Annotated in this window: 14 protein-coding genes; 7 read left to right on the plus strand and 7 right to left on the minus strand. The window is 66.1% G+C overall.

The annotated features are described in order from the left end of the window. Positions 1-31: 31 nt before the first annotated feature. Genes QA635_RS05390 through QA635_RS05400 form a run of 3 tightly spaced genes read right to left on the minus strand, consistent with a single transcriptional unit; the run spans position 32 to position 2,255 of the window. Positions 32-886, minus strand: a complete 855-nt coding sequence (locus QA635_RS05390) for an alpha/beta fold hydrolase (RefSeq protein ID WP_283067565.1) — start codon at positions 884-886, stop codon at positions 32-34. 40 nt (positions 887-926) lie between these two features. Beyond that, positions 927-1,526, minus strand: coding sequence for a TMEM175 family protein (locus QA635_RS05395; protein ID WP_283067567.1), 600 nt, complete (start codon positions 1,524-1,526; stop codon positions 927-929). Positions 1,527-1,559: 33 nt separating this feature from the next. Then, positions 1,560-2,255, minus strand: coding sequence for an alpha/beta fold hydrolase (locus QA635_RS05400; RefSeq protein ID WP_283067570.1), 696 nt, complete (start codon positions 2,253-2,255; stop codon positions 1,560-1,562). A gap of 187 nt (positions 2,256-2,442) precedes the next feature. Here QA635_RS05400 and QA635_RS05405 point away from each other — a divergent pair, with 187 nt between their 5' ends. The 4 genes from QA635_RS05405 to QA635_RS05420 all read left to right on the plus strand — a co-directional run bounded on the left by QA635_RS05405 (position 2,443) and on the right by QA635_RS05420 (position 6,672). Continuing rightward, positions 2,443-3,057, plus strand: a complete 615-nt coding sequence (locus QA635_RS05405) for a CGNR zinc finger domain-containing protein (protein WP_283071478.1) — start codon at positions 2,443-2,445, stop codon at positions 3,055-3,057. A gap of 29 nt (positions 3,058-3,086) precedes the next feature. Then, entirely contained in the window at positions 3,087-3,770 is a 684-nt protein-coding gene (locus QA635_RS05410; protein WP_283067572.1) for a haloacid dehalogenase type II, read from the plus strand. A gap of 178 nt (positions 3,771-3,948) precedes the next feature. After that, entirely contained in the window at positions 3,949-4,296 is a 348-nt protein-coding gene (locus tag QA635_RS05415) for a hypothetical protein (protein ID WP_076827336.1), read from the plus strand. 342 nt (positions 4,297-4,638) lie between these two features. After that, a complete protein-coding gene (locus QA635_RS05420; RefSeq protein WP_283067575.1) occupies positions 4,639-6,672 on the plus strand; it encodes a DEAD/DEAH box helicase in 2,034 nt (677 codons plus the stop codon). 259 nt (positions 6,673-6,931) lie between these two features. Here the strand turns inward: QA635_RS05420 and QA635_RS05425 are convergent, their stop codons facing one another. Next, a complete protein-coding gene (locus tag QA635_RS05425) occupies positions 6,932-8,425 on the minus strand; it encodes a sensor domain-containing diguanylate cyclase (RefSeq protein ID WP_283067577.1) in 1,494 nt (497 codons plus the stop codon). 115 nt (positions 8,426-8,540) lie between these two features. Between QA635_RS05425 and QA635_RS05430 the strand changes: the two genes are divergently transcribed. Continuing rightward, a complete protein-coding gene (locus tag QA635_RS05430) occupies positions 8,541-8,798 on the plus strand; it encodes a DUF7662 domain-containing protein (RefSeq protein ID WP_028338908.1) in 258 nt (85 codons plus the stop codon). Positions 8,799-9,005: 207 nt separating this feature from the next. Here QA635_RS05430 and QA635_RS05435 read toward each other — a convergent pair whose 3' ends face one another. From QA635_RS05435 to metG, 3 genes are all read right to left on the minus strand, one after another. After that, on the minus strand, positions 9,006-11,882 hold the full coding sequence (locus QA635_RS05435; protein WP_076827342.1) for an EAL domain-containing protein: 2,877 nt from the start codon (positions 11,880-11,882) through the stop codon (positions 9,006-9,008). Between the two features lie 120 nt (positions 11,883-12,002). After that, positions 12,003-13,001, minus strand: a complete 999-nt coding sequence (locus QA635_RS05440; RefSeq protein ID WP_057017706.1) for an NAD(P)H-quinone oxidoreductase — start codon at positions 12,999-13,001, stop codon at positions 12,003-12,005. A gap of 69 nt (positions 13,002-13,070) precedes the next feature. Then, a complete protein-coding gene (gene metG / locus QA635_RS05445; protein ID WP_283067581.1) occupies positions 13,071-14,750 on the minus strand; it encodes a methionine--tRNA ligase in 1,680 nt (559 codons plus the stop codon). A gap of 273 nt (positions 14,751-15,023) precedes the next feature. Here metG and QA635_RS05450 point away from each other — a divergent pair, with 273 nt between their 5' ends. Together QA635_RS05450 and rcdA are read left to right on the plus strand one after the other, a co-directional pair. Next, positions 15,024-15,215, plus strand: a complete 192-nt coding sequence (locus tag QA635_RS05450; protein WP_283067583.1) for a DUF1192 domain-containing protein — start codon at positions 15,024-15,026, stop codon at positions 15,213-15,215. 486 nt (positions 15,216-15,701) lie between these two features. After that, a complete protein-coding gene (rcdA, locus tag QA635_RS05455; protein WP_028333674.1) occupies positions 15,702-16,214 on the plus strand; it encodes a protease adaptor protein RcdA in 513 nt (170 codons plus the stop codon). The last annotated feature ends 5 nt before the right edge of the window (positions 16,215-16,219 follow it).

A 16,219-nucleotide genomic window follows, 5' to 3' on the forward strand; every position in this document is an offset into this window, starting at 1 on the left:
GGATAGAGTTGTGGGTGCCGACATCCTTGAGTCAGCGGCTCAGGAATACGCGGATGGCTTGCGCGATCTCGGCGGCATGCGTTTCCAGCGCAAAGTGGCCGGTGTCGAAAAATTTGACGACCGCCTTCGGATTGTCGCGCTTGAACGCCTCGGCGCCCGGCGGCAGGAAGAACGGATCGTTCTTGCCCCACACCGCGAGGAACGGCGGCTGGTGGGTGCGGAAATAGGTCTGGAAGGTGGGGTAGAGCGCGACGTTGGTCTTGTAGTCGCCGAACAGATCGAGCTGCACGTCGTGCGCGCCGGGCCGCGCCATGTAGTAGTTGTCGAGGTTCTGTCCGTCCGGCGACACCGCCGCCGGATCCGATGTGCCGTGGGTGTACTGCCAGCGCGTGGTCTCCGGCGTCAGGAACGCACGCAAGGCGTCGCGGTTCGCCGGCGAGGGATTCTGCCAATAGGCCTTGATCGGCGTCCAACCGTCGCTGAGGCCTTCCTCATAGGCGTTGCCGTTCTGGGAGATGATCGCCGTGATCCGCTCCGGATGCTTGACCGCGATGCGGAAGCCGGTCGGCGCGCCATAGTCGAACACATAGACCGCGAAGCGATCGAAGCCGATCACCTCGGTGAAGCGATCGATGACGCCGGCGATGCGCTCGAAGGTGTAGTTGAACTTGTCGTGCGGCGGCATGTCCGATTGGCCGAAGCCGGGCAAATCCGGCGCCACGATGTGGAATTTGTCCGCGAGCTGCGGGATCAGATCGCGGAACATATGGCCCGCGCTCGGGAAGCCGTGCAGCAGCAGCAGCTTCGGCGCGCCGGGCGAACCGGCTTCGCGATAGAAGATGTTAAAGCCGTCGACATCGGCGGTGCGGTACTTGATCTGAGACATCTGTCACTCCTTGTGGTCGTGCGCTGGTGAGTTCTGGGACTTAGGATTTGATTTGCCTGGCGAGCCCGCTGATCGCTTCGGGACGCAGATAGAGCAGCAGGGCGCAGCACACGGTGGCAAAGCCCAGCAGCGGCATGAACGGGGCGATGGCGGCGCCGGCCGCGAACACCAGCAGCGCGAGCAGCGTGCGGCGCTGCGTCCAGGTCCGCACGCGCTCGGAGATCGCGCTCTGGTCCGCCTGCGCCAGCACCGCGCGTTCGAAGGCGAGATAGGCGAGGTCGATCAGGAGGAAGATCACCGCATAGACCACCACCGGCGCAGCCGCCATGTGCGATCGCGCGACCCATGCGGTGGCGAACGGCAGCAGCGAGACCGCGAACAGGTGCACGAAGTTCAGCCAGATCAGCCGCGGCGTCGGCTGCCGCACCAGATGCAGCAGATGGTGATGATTGACCCAGATCACCGCGATGAACAGATAGCTCGCAGCGTAGCTGATCGCGGTCGGCCACAGCGGCAGCAGGTCGGCGAGCCGCGAGCCCTCCGGCGGCTTCAGTTCCAGCACCATCACCGTGATGATGACGGCGATCACCGCGTCGGAAAACGCGCCGAGCCGGTCGGCCGAGAGACGTTTCTCCTGCATGGCAGCTCTCCTGTCCGAAATCGTGGGAAGAGGTCAGTGCTCTGTAACGCTCTCGACCGCTTCCCGGATGATGTCGGTGACGAGCTTCGGCGCGGTGACGATCGGGGTGTGATCGACGGGGTGTGAGCGCACGGTCGCCTGCATCCGCGCCGCCATGCTGCGCTGGGTCTCGGGCGCGATCATCCGGTCGTCCTCGGCAACCAGGAACCAGCTCGGGACGTCCTTCCAGAGCGGGCGGCCGACCGGCACGGTGATGCAGGCCGGCGAGATCGGCCGCTGCACCGCGGCGAGCACCGCGAGGTCCTCGGACCGCGCGCCTTGCGCGAAGGCCGCTGCGAAGGCCGACTCCGGCAGCCAGATCAGGCCATTGGCGTCGGGCGCGAGCTTCGGCGCGAACGGATGCGGCGGCAGCCGGTAGAATACGTCGGCGACCGTCTCGCCTTCATCCGGCGCCAGCGCCGCGACATAGACCAGCGCCTTGACGCGCGGCGAGCGGGTCCCGGCGATCACGGCGCCGGCATAGGCGTGGCCAACCAGCACCACCGGGCCCGCGACGCGGTCCAGGGTGCGGTTCAGCGCGGCGACGTCGTCGGCGAGCGAGGTGAGGGGCAGCGGCGCCGCCACCGCCGTCATGCCCTCGGCGTCGAGCGCCGTGATCACCCGCGCCCAGCTCGAGCCGTCGGCCCACGCGCCATGGGCAAGCACCACGCTGACATTCTCGTTCGACATTGTCCGCTCCCTCGTCTCAGGCCGGTTTTGGCCGTAACCTCTAAAATGCAAATTGATGGGTTACTGCGCTTATGGGCTGGGGCTCGTAACTTGTCAAATGGATTTTATCAGGTTACTATTTCCGTGACTGAGGAAGCCGTCAGAAAGCCGCCAGGAGGGCGTCACCGTGCAATCCCATCCGCCCGCGATGTTCATCGCCGATAGCCTGGGCCTCGATTTCATCAATTCGATCGCGACGCCGGTCGATACGCCGGTGGACTGGATCGCCGATGGCGACGGCCTGCTGCGCTGGCTCGCGCAGGCGCAGCTGGTGCCGCCCGATGTGCTCGACGAGCTCAAGGCGCGCGCGACGCCTGGCGAGCTCGACAACGCCGCCGGTCAGGCCCGCGATTTGCGCGAATGGTTCCGCGGCTTCGTCCGCAAGCATATGGGCCGGCCGCTGACGCCGCGGGCGCTCAAGGAGCTCGAGCCGCTGAACCGGCTGCTGGAAAGCGATCAGGCGTTCAGCCGGATCGTGGCGCATCGCCGCAAGGACGGCGAAGACGGCCATGAGGGTTTCGCGCTGGAGCGGACGCGGCGCTGGCGCTCGGCCGAAACATTGCTGCTGCCGATTGGGGAAGCGATGGCCAGGGTCGTCTGCGAGGAAAGCTTCTCCGACATCAAGGCGTGCGAGGGCCCGGCCTGCACGCTGATGTTTGCCGACCACACGCGGGCGCGTGCGCGCCGATGGTGCAGCATGGCGATCTGCGGCAACCGCGCCAAGCAGGCCGCGCACCGCAGCCGGATGAAGGACAGGGGCTGAGAACCAAACCCAACCAAACGGAGAAAAAAATGGCACTTCCCCTGGTCGTGTTCGACGTCAACGAAACCCTGCTCGACCTCGAGACCATGGAGCCGGTGTTCGCGCGCATCTTCAACGACAAGAGCGCGATGCGGCTGTGGTTCGCCAACTTCATCATGTACTCGGCCTCGCTCACGGTGGCCGGGTGCTACGTGCCGTTCACCGATATCGGCGCCGCGGTCATGAAGATGCTGGCCGACACCCGCGGCATCAGGATCGACGATGCCGACAAGCAGGAGCTGACCGAGAAATTCTCCACCATGCCGCCGCACGGCGAAGTGCCCGGCGCGCTGCGCAAGCTGCGCGCGGCGGGTTTCCGCCTGTTCACGCTGACCGACAATCTGCTCGAGGTGCAGACCCGGCAGCTGACCCATGGCGGCATCGTCGATCTGTTCGAGCGGCGCTTCTCGGCCGACGGCGTCAAGCATCACAAGCCGTCGCGGCAGGCCTATGGCTATGTCGAGAAGGAGCTCGGGGCAAAGCCCTCGGAGTTCTGCCTGATCGCCTGCCACACCTGGGACACGCTGGGCGCGGTCGCGGCCGGCTGGGAGGCCGCGCTGATCAAGCGTCCCGGCAACGATGTCCTCGGCGTCGGCCCGCAGCCGCAGGTCGTCGGCAATGATCTCGACGATGTCGCCGGTCAGCTGATCCGCCGCTACGGCGCCAAAGGGTAACGACGCCTGACGGATTCCCGCGCGGAGAAGAGGGCAAAACGCCCCTCCAGGCCCGATCGCTCGGAAGCGCATAAAACCGGAATGAAATCCATAGCGCTTTTCAACCATGCCCCTTGAGCTTTCCTCAACTTCCGCGGCCGATGCTGCATCCGCCGCAGGGATCGAAGGAGCTCACAGCATGCCGGCCAAGGGACGAGCGACCGCGACCAACGCCACCGCGCAAGGGCGCGAGGACATCCTTAACGCGCGCGCCATCAGCACGCTGGGCGCCGGCGTCGTCAGCGCGATGAGCGCCGTCGGCGCCGCCGTCATCAAGAAGAACAAGCCGGCACTCGGCAAGAACGCGGACTGGTTCTGGCACATGTTCGCGAAATGCGAGGCCAGGGCCGCGCGCATCGCCGAGCAGGCCGCGCGCGATCCGGAGGCCTGCGGCGATGCCACCTTCATCGAGGTCTATGCCGCGCAATTGCCGAAGCTGATGACAGCGGCGCTCGAGAGCCACGAGAAGGCGCTCAAGGCGAAGTGATGCCGCGTCCGGGGAGTCCCGCAACGGCGCTCGTCCCGTTCTCGTTCCTCTTGACCTCTCAAATGCGCCAAGACGCCAAGTAGCGACGGCTTTCGCCGATCGGACGGTCTTGCGGATCAGGCGAAGCCGTCACCCGCCATCGCGCTGACCGGCCCTACGGCCCCGATCGGGCAGTCCGGCTGATCCGCGCGCCAGCTTTTCTGCGACGGGGGCATGGCGATTTGGCGCTTCTTGGCGTAAAGCACCCCAAATCGTCATGCGGCTGTGCCGCCTGCCGGGTACGCAGCTCCAGGTCGTCCCGCTCGACGTTCTGCGCCCGGACCAATCAAGGTTTCCCATCTCGTGCCCTTTCCGACCACAAGTTTGCCGCTCGCCCGCGCCTTGGCTGAGCGCAACTACGATCAACCGACCCCGGTCCAGTTCGCCGTGCTCGCGGACGACGCTGTGGACCGCGATCTCCTGGTTTCAGCCCAGACCGGCTCGGGCAAGACCGTTGCCTACGGTTTGGCCATGGCAAAGGACCTGCTCGACGGCGCCGAGCGGTTCGAGCCGGCCGCCGCCCCGCTGGCCCTGATCGTCGCGCCGACGCGCGAGCTCGCCTTGCAGGTCCAGCGCGAGCTTGCTTGGCTTTATGAACAGGCCGACGGCCGCGTCGTCTCCTGTGTCGGTGGCATGGACCCGCGCCGCGAGCAGCGCGAGCTTGCCGAGGGTGCCCACATCGTGGTCGGGACGCCCGGCCGGTTGTGCGACCATTTGCGGCGCGGCCGTCTCGACATTTCGGAACTCAAGGTCGTCGTGCTCGACGAGGCCGATGAGATGCTCAATCTCGGTTTCCGCGAGGATATGGAATTCATCCTCGAGACCACGCCGGACACCCGCCGCACCTTGCTGTTCTCGGCGACGTTTCCGCGCGGCATCGTCGCGCTTGCCAAGCAGTATCAGGAGCAGGCGTTCCGGATCGAGGTCGCGGGCGACGAAGGCGGCCATGCCGATATCGAGTACCGCGCCATCCGGGTGGCCGCCGACGATGTCGAGCACGCCGTCGTCAACGTGCTGCGTTTCCATGAGGCGCCGAGCGCGCTGGTGTTTTGCAACACCCGTGAGGCCGTCAGGCATTTGCAGGCGGCGCTGCTCGAGCGCGGGTTCTCCGTCGCCGCGCTGTCGGGCGAAATGACCCAGAACGAGCGGACCCAGGCGCTGCAGGCGTTGCGCGACGGGCGGTCGCGGGTTTGCGTCGCGACCGACGTCGCGGCGCGCGGCATCGACCTGCCGAGCCTCGATCTCGTCATTCACGCGGATCTGCCGAAAGACCCGGAGGTCATGCAGCATCGCTCGGGCCGCACCGGCCGCGCCGGGCGCAAGGGCGTCAGCATCCTGCTGGTGCCTCCGGCACGGCGGCGGCGCGCCGAATTGCTGCTCGATCTCGCCGGCATCGATGTGGTCTGGGGCTCCGCGCCGCAGGCGGAGGAGATCCGCAAGCTCGACCATGATCGCCTGCTGCAGGATGCGGTGTTCTCCGAGGAGGCGACATCAGACGATCTGGCGCTGGCGCAGGCCTTGCTCGCCGAACGCGCGCCCGAGGCGATTGCCGCAGCGCTCGCCCGGCTCTACCGCGCGCGGCTGCCTGCGCCCGAAGACATTCTCGATCCCGGCGAGGGACGCGGCCGGGACCGCGACGATCGCCGCGGCGAGCGCGCCTCGCGCCGCGATGATCGTGCCGTCGGGCCGCGATCGAAGACCGGCAAGTCATCCGCGCGTCATGGCATGGAGGAGGCGACCGTCTGGTTCCGCGCCGCGATCGGACGCCGGAAGAATGCCGAAGCCCGCTGGCTGCTGCCGATGATCTGCCGCCGTGGCGGCATCGACAAACGCGACATCGGCGCGATCAAGATCATGGACACGACCACCGAATTCGAGATCGCCGCGCGGGTCGCGGATTCCTTCGCGGTCAAGATCAAGCGTCCGGACAAGGAAGACAGCATCCGCATCGAGCCGCTGGCGGGCGCGCCGCAGGGAGAGGCGCGCGAGAAGCCGGCGCGCAAGCCCTGGCGCGACGATGGCGACGGCGGATACAGCGCGCCGCGCGCCGAGGGTGCAGGAAAGCGGCGCGGCACGCCGGACCGCGAGGCCAGAGCATTTTCGAGCGAAGGCGCGAGCGGTTCGCGTCAGGAATACGCGTCAAGGAAGGAATCCAGGGACTCGTTCCGATCCGATCGGGACGGAAAAGGCTTCAAGCCGAAATCCGGCGACGAGCCGCGGTTCGGAAAGAAAAAGAAGCATCCGGGCAAGTCCAGCCACGCCGGACCTACGCAGTGGCCGGACGTGTCGGCGAAGCCGAAGTTCGGCAAGAAGCCGAAGAAGAAGCGGCGGGGCTGAGGTGGCGCCGGCGGCGCCGCAGCGTTCAGAATGCCCATGTCTGAGTTTCGACGCCGCAACAAACTCAGTGTCGTCCCGGCGAAGGCCGGGACCGATTACCCCAAATGCTCATTGTTGCGCGACGCTGGGGCCACAGCTCGCTTCGACGACGAGGGCCTGTGGTTATGGGTCCCGGCCTTCGCCGGGACGACGATGCGGAGAGGGCTTCGCGTCTAATTGATTGCCTGTGAAGCCCGGCATTTTGCAGCCGCTTGGCCCCTCACGCCACCAGCGCGATCTTCGGCACGGTTGCGAGCACCGACTGGTCGCGGCCGTTGGCCTTGGCGGCGTAGAGCGCCTTGTCGGCAGCCTCGATCAGATCGGACCATTGCTGGCCCGCGGTCGGCCGCATGCTGGCGACGCCGATGCTGACTGTCGTGATCAGTTCGCCCGCGCACCATTGCTGGACCTTGTGGCGGATGATCTCGGCCAGGTTGAAGGCCTCGAGCGCGGTCATGTTGGGCAGCAGCACGGCGAACTCCTCGCCGCCGAAGCGCGCCGGGCAATCGCCGGCGCGGCGCACCGCGTCCGAAATGCAGATCGCTATCCCGACCAGCACCTGGTCGCCGGCCTGATGCCCATAGGTGTCGTTGTAGGCCTTGAAATGATCGGCATCGATCATCAAGAGCGCGACCGGCTGGCCGTAGCGGCCGGCACGGCGCCATTCGCGCTCGATCTCGCCGTCGAACTTGCGCCGGTTCTTCAGGCCGGTGAGGGCGTCGGTGGTCGCCATCTCCTCGAGCTTGTCCTCGGCGTCGGCGCGGCGAACGATCTCGCGGGCGAGCACCAGCGTTGCGCTGAGCACGAACAGGATCAGAAACGCCATGATCGCGCCGATGCGAATGGCCTCCGTGCGCCAGAGGTTGAAGACGGCTTCGAGCGGCTTGCCGACCACCACGTAAAGCGGCCCGGAGCTGCTGCGCCTGACATAGAGCCGCGGTATGTCGTCGACCGGGCCCTTGCCGGAGAAGGCGCCGCCCACCTTCAGGTTCTCGGCCTTCCAGTCCAGCTGCTCCGCGAGGTTCTTGCCGATCACGTCGAGATCGAACGGCGTCCGCATGATGATGGTGCGGTCGTTGCGCAGCACGGTGATGGTGTCGCCCGGCATGAGGTTCAGCCGCCCGAACAGATCGTGGAAATAGCTGAAGCGGATCGAGCCGACCACGACGCCGAGGAAGCGGCCCTCGTCGTCGACGATGCGCCGGCTCAGCACGATGGCGTAGGCGCCGCGATGCAGCATCGGCCGGCTGATGTAAAGGCCGGCATCGGGATTGTCGCGCTGGACCGTGAAATACTCCTCGTCGCTGCGGTTCTCCGGCCGCGGATCGAGGCTCGCCGCGTCGATGGTCAAATTGCCCTTGGTGTCGAACACCTGGATCGCGCCGAAATGTTTTGCGGTCGCGGCGTGATCGAACAGGATCAGCTGGCGCAGTTCCTTGCTGATATTGCGGATCTCCGGCATCTCGAGATTGCTGGCGACCGCGCGCAGCGACAGGTCGTAGAGCTCGATGTTGCGGCTGATGTCGGCCTCGATGCCCGACGCCAGATTCTCCAGGGTGCGGCGGGCCAGTTCCTCCTCGCCGCGGCGCATGTCGAACATCACGCCGGCGCAGACCGCGGAGAAGCCGAGGACGGTCGCAACCGACGCCGCGATCAGCAGCTTTGCCGATAGCCGCCAGCGCCGCCTTGGGTCGTTTCCCCGTCGAAATGGCATGTCCCGCTCCAATGCGCCGTCATGCAACGGGAAATCTTGTTGTCGCCTTAAATGGCGACAGCGGCCGCCGAATGGGTTAACGGGTGGTTGCCGGACTTTTGTCATCGAGGACGTTGTGAACGACTACGACGCATTGCGGGATTATCTGAAGAAGCAGCATCTGCCCGAATTCGTGCTGACCTTCGAGGAGATCGAGGCGATCATCGATGCGGCGCTGCCGCGCGCCGCGCATCGGGCGTCGTGGTGGGAGACTTTGCGCAGCCCGCAGGAGAAGATGCCGCAGCGCGAGGCCTGCCTCGAGGCCGGCTACATCGCCACCCGCCAGGCCGACGGCAAGAGTGTCAAGTTCAAGCGCATGCCGAAGCCGCGCTAAGGCGCGATCCTGTAGGGTCGGACAGTCATCGAGGAGAAGGTGCGCTCCCTCTCCCGCTTGCGGGGGAGGGCTGGGGTGGGGGCTCTCTCCGCGAGTCGTTCCATGGAGAGAGCCCCCACCCGCTGCGCTACGCGCAGCGACCTCCCCCGCAAGCGGGAGAGGTGCAGCGAGTCCGCGGCAAGACGATGCTAACTTACTTGACCGAGCTTAGCTCGCGGCTTCCAGCCGTTCCTCGGTGAGGAGCCGGGTCGCGGCATCCGCGTCCATCGGCTCGCCGAAGGCAAAGCCCTGGGCGTATTCGCAGCCGAGCTGGTAGAGCTCGACGGCATCCGAATCCGTCTCGGCGCCTTCCGCCACCACCTCCATCCCGAGATCGTGCGCCAGCGCGATGATCGATTTCAGGATCACAGGGCGGGTGCCGCGGCTGGTGGTGCGGACGAAGGACTGGTCGATCTTGATGGTGTCGAACGGGAAGCGCTGCAGATAGGACAGCGATGAGTGGCCGGTGCCGAAATCGTCGAGCGACAGCCCGGTGCCGAGCTCGCGGATCCGCGCCAGCATCTGGGCGGCGTGCTCCGGGTTCTCCATGACCAGCGATTCCGTCAGCTCCAGCTTCAGCGTGCCGCGCGCCACCGAGGAGCGCGACAGCACGGTGCGGATATCGTGGATCAGATCGTGGCGCAGCAGCTGCCGCGACGACACGTTGACCGAGGCGAAGATCGGCTCGCGGGCGCGCATCGCGCGCTGCCACACCGCGAGCTGGCGCGCGGTCTGGTCCATCACGAACATGCCGAGATCGACGATCAGGCCGGTCTCCTCGGCGACGTTGATGAACTCCGACGGTGACATCCGGCCGAGCTTGGGATGATCCCAGCGCGCCAGCGCCTCGAAGCCGGCGATCGCGCGATCCTCCAGCCGCACGATCGGCTGGTACAGGATCGTGATCTCCTGCCGCTCGATGGCGCGGCGCAGGTCGCTCTCAAGCGTCAGGCGGTCGGTCTTGCGCGCCCGCATCGCCGGCTTGTAGACGTCGATGCGGTCGCCGCCGATCCGCTTGGAATGATACATCGCAAGCTCGGCGTCCTTGATGATCTCGTCGGTCAGCGGCGCCGCCGGGTCGGACAGCGCAAGGCCGATCGAGGCGGTCAGGAAGATCTCGCGGTCGTTGAACGCGATCGGGGCGCGGATGGTCTTGCGGATGGTCTCGGCGAAATTGGTGATTCGCGCCGGGTCCTGCTCCGACAGCAGGATCAGGCCGAACTGGTCGCCGGCCATGCGCGCCAGCGTGTCCTGCGGCTTGAGGATGCGGGTCAGCCGCCGCGCCAGCGTCAGCAGGATGGAATCGCCGACCGCGATCCCGACGGAATCGTTGACCTGCTTGAAGCGGTCGAGGTCGATCACCATCAGGGTCGGCCGCAGGTTCGGCATGGTCTTGGCGAGATTCGCCACTGCGCCGAGGCGGTCCATGAACAGCCGGCGGTTCGGCAGGCCGGTCAGGTTGTCATGGACGGAGTCATGAAGCATCCGCTCTTCGGAGTTCTTGAACTCGGTGACGTCGGTGAGGGTGCCGACCACGCGCGAGACCTCGCCGTCGGAGCCGACCACCGGCCGTGCCTTCAGCGCGAACCACATGAAGTGGCCGTCGGGCGTACGCAGCCGGAAATCCTGCACCAGGCGGCCGCGGCGCTGGTCGAGCACGCTGTCGAGCGCAGCGCGGAAGCGGTCCTGGTCGAGTGGGTGCAGCACCTCGAGCCATTTCGCCGCCGGGCCTTCCAGCGTGCCGCGCTTGAGGCCGAGCAGCGCCTCGGTCTCGGGGCTGGTGAACACCTTGTCGGCGGACACGTCCCAGTCCCAGATCAGATCGCCGGATCCGGTCAGCGCCAGCGCCCGGCGCTCGACATCGGAGACGACGCCGGTGGTGGCACCGCCGCCGGCGAAGGCGTGCTGCATGACCGTGAATCCGATCAGCATCACGATCAGCACCAGGCCGCCGAGCAACGCGGGGCCGACGATGTCGTTGGTGACGGAGCCCGCGACCGTCATGCCGGCCGCGACCACCCAGACCACCAGCAGGAACCAGGTCGGGATCAACAGCACCGCGCGGTCGAAGCCGTGGGTCGAGAGATAGACGATCAGCGCGAAGCCGGCGAAGGCGATCATCACCAGCGACATGCGCGCGATGCCGGAGGCGACCGCAGGATCGAACAGCGCCAGCGCGACCAGCGAACCGAGGAAGACCAGCCAGCCGATCGTGATGTGCGAGTAGCGGACGTGCCATCTGCTCAAATTCAGATAGGCGAACAGGAACACCAGCAGTGTCGCGGCGAGGATCGCCTCGCCCGCCGCGCGCCAGACGCGCTCGGCGTTGTTCGACATGTCGAGCACCTTGCCCCAGAAGCCGAAGTCGACGCCGATATAGACCAGCACCGCCCAGGCCAGCGCCGCGGCGGCCGGGAACATGATGCTGCCCTTGACCACAAACAAGATTGTGAGCACGAGCGCGAGCAGGCCCGAGATGCCGATCACGATGCCCTGGTACAGCGTGAACGAGTTGACCTTGTCCTTGTAGGCGTCAGGTTCCCACAGATAGAGCTGCGGCAGCTTGTCGGTGCGCAGTTCCGCGACATAGGTGACGACGGCGCCGGGATCGAGCGTGATGCGGAACACGTCGGCGGTCGGGCTTTCCTGCCGCTCGGGACGATCACCGACCGACGGCGTGATGGTGGCGATGCGCGACAGGCCGAGGTCGGGCCACAGCAGGCCGGACGACACGATGCGGTAGTGCGGCGCAACGATCAGGCGGTCGAGTTGGTCGTCGGTGTTGTTGGCGAGCGCGAACACCACCCAGTTCTGGCCGCCTTCGCGGGCGCGAACCTCGATGCGGCGCACGATGCCGTCGGTTCCGGGGGCGGTGGAGACCTGGATGCGGTCGGCTTCACTGCGCTGATGGTCGAGAACCGCCGTCAAGTCGATCGCCGGCGCATCGCTGCGCACGCTGACCGCGTCGATCGCATACGCGGCAGGCGCGGCGGCAAACATCATGAGGCCCAGCGCGAGCAGCGCAAGGCACCTGATCAGACGCAATGTCAGTACTCCGCGATCGACAAACTGACCGGACCCGGCGACCGGCCCGGCGGTGGCGCGATAAATGACACGAAAGCGAAGGGAATCAAAGGGTTTCCGCCCCTGCTTCCGTCGCGAGGGTTAAACCGCCAACACAATTTTGCCAATATGTTCGCTGGTCTCCATGCGCCGGTGCGCGTCGGCGGCCTTTTCCAGCGGGAATGTGCTGTCCATCAGCGGTTTGACGCGGCCTTCGCGCAGCAAGGGCAGCACCTTTGCCTCGATCGCCGCGACCATCGCCGCCTTGTCCGCATTACTACGGGGGCGCAGGGTCGAGCCGGTGTGGTGCAGCCGCTTGACCATCAGCTTGGCGAAATTGGCCGTCGCCTTCGGTGTTCCCGACAGGAACGCGATCTGGACGATGCGGCCCTCGACCGCGGCGGCGTCATAGTTCCGGTCGATATAGTCGCCGCCCACCATGTCGAGGATGACATTGGCGCCGTTGCCGCCGGTGGCCTTCTTCACCGCTTCGACGAAATCCTCGGTCTTGTAATTGACCGCGTGATCGGCGCCGAGCTTGAGGCAGGCATCGGCCTTGTCCTGCGAGCCGACGGTGACGATCACCTTGGCGCCGAACGCCTTGGCAAGCTGGATCGCCATCGTGCCGATGCCCGACGAGCCGCCGTGGATCAGCAGCGTCTCCCCGGCCTGGAGTGCGCCGCGCTCGAACACATTGTGCCACACCGTCATCAGCGTTTCCGGAATCGCGCCGGCTTCCTGCATCGACAGCGAGGGCGGCACGGTCATCGCCTGCGCGTCCTGCGCGATGCAATATTGCGCGTAGCCGCCGCCGGCGACCAGCGACATCACCTTGTCGCCGATCTTGTGCTTTGCGCCTTCGCCGAGCGCGACCACTTCGCCCGCGATTTCGAGGCCGGGCAGGTCGCTGGCGCCGGGCGGCGGCGGATAGGAGCCGGAGCGCTGCGCGACGTCGGGACGATTGACACCGGCGGCCGCGACCTTGACCAAAATCTCGCCGGCCTTCGGCACCGGCACCGCGCGGGTCTCCGGCACCAGCACCTCAGGGCCACCCGGCTTGCTGATGGCAACGACGGTCATTTGCGCGGGCAGATTTGGCATGGCTGGTCCCTGGTCAGTGGAGAGGATTGGCGGATGGCATACCGCCTTTTCCACCGAAGCGAAACGCCATTAAGCCCCGAACCGCGCCGTGAGCTGGCTGGCTCTCTCAGGCGTGATTTTCTCGACCAGCGGGCCGAGCCTTGCGGCCGGCGTGCCCGCGCCACGATCGAGCAGCGGAACGAGTGGGCCAGTGGGCCAGCGCGGCACGGCATCGCTCTGACCGAGCGCGCCGAGCACGCGCGCCGCGAGGTGAGGCACGATGCTCCACGCCAGCGTGGCGCTGAGCGCGACAAGATTGAGCCCGGTGCGGGTGATGACCGCCGCGCGCACCGGATCGGACTTGATCGCCGTCCATGGCGCTGCGTGTTGCAGATAAGCATTCGCAGCGTCCCAGATCGCGCGGGTCGTTGCCGCCGCTGCGCGAAATTCCAGCGCCGTGTGATGGCGGTGCAGCGCTGCGATGCGCTGCTCCAGTTCAAGCGCGAGTTGTCGCTCGGCATCGCCGGGAGCGCCACCATCCGGGATGCGGCCATCGAAGGCGCGATGCGCGAAGCTGATGATGCGGTTGGCGAGATTGCCGAAGATATCGGCGAGATCCTTGTTCACGTCGGCGACGAATCTGGCGACGCCAAAATCGGTGTCGGCGCTCTCCGGCGCGTTGGCGATCAGCCACCAGCGCCAGAGATCGGCGGGCAATTCCGCCAGCGCCGCATCGGTGAAGATGCCGCGCTTCCTGCTGGTCGAGAACTTGCCGCCCTCGTAATTCAGCCAGTGGAATCCCTTGATCACATCGGCGGTCTTCCACGGTTCGCCCGAGCCGAGCAGCGTCGCCGGAAAGCTCACGGTGTGGAACGGGATGTTGTCCTTGCCGAGAAACTGGATGTAGCTGACATCATCGGCCTGCCACCACCATTGCCGCCAGTCGCGGCCAGGCGCGGCGTCGGCCCATTCCTGCGTCGCCGCGATGTAGCCGATCGGCGCGTCGAACCAGACATAGAACACCTTGCCGTCGAAGCCGTCGCGCGGCACCGCGATGCCCCAGGCGAGATCGCGGGTGATGCAGCGGTCGCGCAGCTCCGCATTGAGCCAGCCCTTCGCGGTCGACACCACGAAGGGCGGCCATCCCGTACGGCTGTCGATCCATGCGCCGATGCTGTCGACCAGCTGCGACTGGCGCAGATACAGATGACGGCTGTCGCGGATCTCGAGCGCGCGGTCGCCTGATAGCGCCGAGCGGGGATCGATGAGGTCCGGCGGGTCGAGCAGCGTGCCGCAATGGTCGCATTGATCGCCGCGCGCGCCGGCGTCGCCGCAATGCGGACAGGTGCCGAGCACGTAGCGGTCTGGCAGGAAGCGCCGGTCGGCCGGCGAGAACACCTGTCGGGAGGTGCGTGCTTCGATCAGCCCGGCGTCGTCGAGCCGGCGATAGAAGTGCTGCGTCAACGCATGATTGTGCGGCGAGCTGGTGCGGCCGAAATGATCGAAGGACAGACCGAAGCGCCGGTAGATATCGGCCTGGATGGCGTGCTGCGCGTCGCAGAACGCGCGGACATCCTGCCCGGCCTCGATGGCGCCGAGCTCCGCCGGCGTGCCGTGCTCGTCGGTCGCGCAGATGAAGAGCACGTCGCAGCCGGTCTGCCGCCGGAAGCGGGCGTGGACGTCGGCGGGCAGCAGCGACCCGATCAGATTGCCGAGATGCTTGACGCCGTTGACGTAGGGCAGCGCGCTGGTGATGAGAATCTTGGTCATGGGTTAAGGTCTTTCGCGTTCGGTGATGCCGACCCCGCAAGAATCAAAGCGGAAAATCAAAAAGCCCTCCCGCATGATCGGAAGGGCTTGGGGTCGGCTCATGCCTCGCGCGCAGGCGCGCAACTATCCCGTCCGGTCAGACTCCTTGCGGTCGGGCCGGGGCATTCGCGTCAGCTGTTGCGCGCACACGAAAGTCACTGCAAAATTCTCCTGCACAAGGACATCTACCAGCTCTGGACGCACGGCGCCAGACCAGCATCGCGGGGAAGACACATGCCGATTGAGGATGAGGACCGGCCGCGGAAGAAAATCAGCCACGAGATCGGACAGGATCTCTCGCTGCTGTCGGTCGAGGAACTGACCGATCGCATTGCGCTGCTCAACGCCGAAGTCGATCGCCTAAAGGAGGCGATGACGAAGAAGCACGCGTCGAAGGACGCCGCCAACGCGTTCTTCAAGTCGTAGGTCGCCATATCATGCGGGCTACGCTGCTCCACCTCCCCTTGAAAAGGGGAGGTCGCTTTGCTCGCCAGAGCAAAGCGGGTGGGGATCAGCTCTCTCCACATACGCCGTCGCCTGCGGTTGACCCCCATCCCGACCTTCCCCTTTCAAGGGGAAGGAGAAGAGACCTGTCCCAAACTAGGTCAATGGCCGACATGGCAAACAAAGTGTCAAGAAATCCGTTCATTTACGATCGGTTAAGCTTTCTCGATTATGACTGCAGTGTCCTCGTTTGGACACCGAGTGGCTCCTGTCCACTCTGTTTGACGCCTCCCTGTTATCAACTTCAAAGCCGCCGGAAACGGCGGCTCTTTTTTGTGCGTCCTATCGGCTGGAAACCATAAATCCGGTTGCGGCTGGACTCTTCGGCGCGCCCGCGCAATGATTTGTTCATCATAAGCTGGCGCGTCAGATGCCAGCGGGCGTTACGGTGGTGTGAGGGCGTTAACCATGGCCGATCGTTCCCAGAGCGAAGCCGGGCTTGTACTGTTCAGCGAACGGCTGACCAATTCTGCGGCATTCGGCGTGCTGTTCCGGGAAGGCATGGACCTGGTCGAGCAGACCGCGGCCTATCTCGACGGCGACGGACGTGCCGAGGCCAAGGCGCTCGAACGGTCCGTGAGCCTGACCTATGCCACCGAAAGCATGCGCCTGACCACGCGGCTGATGCAGCTCGCCTCCTGGCTGCTGCTGCATCGCGCGGTCAAGGAAGGCGAGATGACGCTGACCCAGGCCAATCGCGAAAAGACCAAGGTGAAGCTGTCGGCCGCCGATCCCGGCCCGGCCGACATGGTGACCAAGCTGCCCGAGCAATTGCAGCAGCTGATCGCCCGTTCGATGGATCTGCAGGCGCGCGTCCGCCGCCTCGACACCACGATCCACGCGCCGGCGCCGGATCGCTCGACGATCGGCAACCCGCTGGTGCCGCAGCTCAACCGCCTCAAGGCGGCGTTCGAGCAGTAATCCGG

It is taken from the genome of Bradyrhizobium brasilense (assembly GCF_029714345.1).
Taxonomy (GTDB): domain Bacteria; phylum Pseudomonadota; class Alphaproteobacteria; order Rhizobiales; family Xanthobacteraceae; genus Bradyrhizobium; species Bradyrhizobium australafricanum.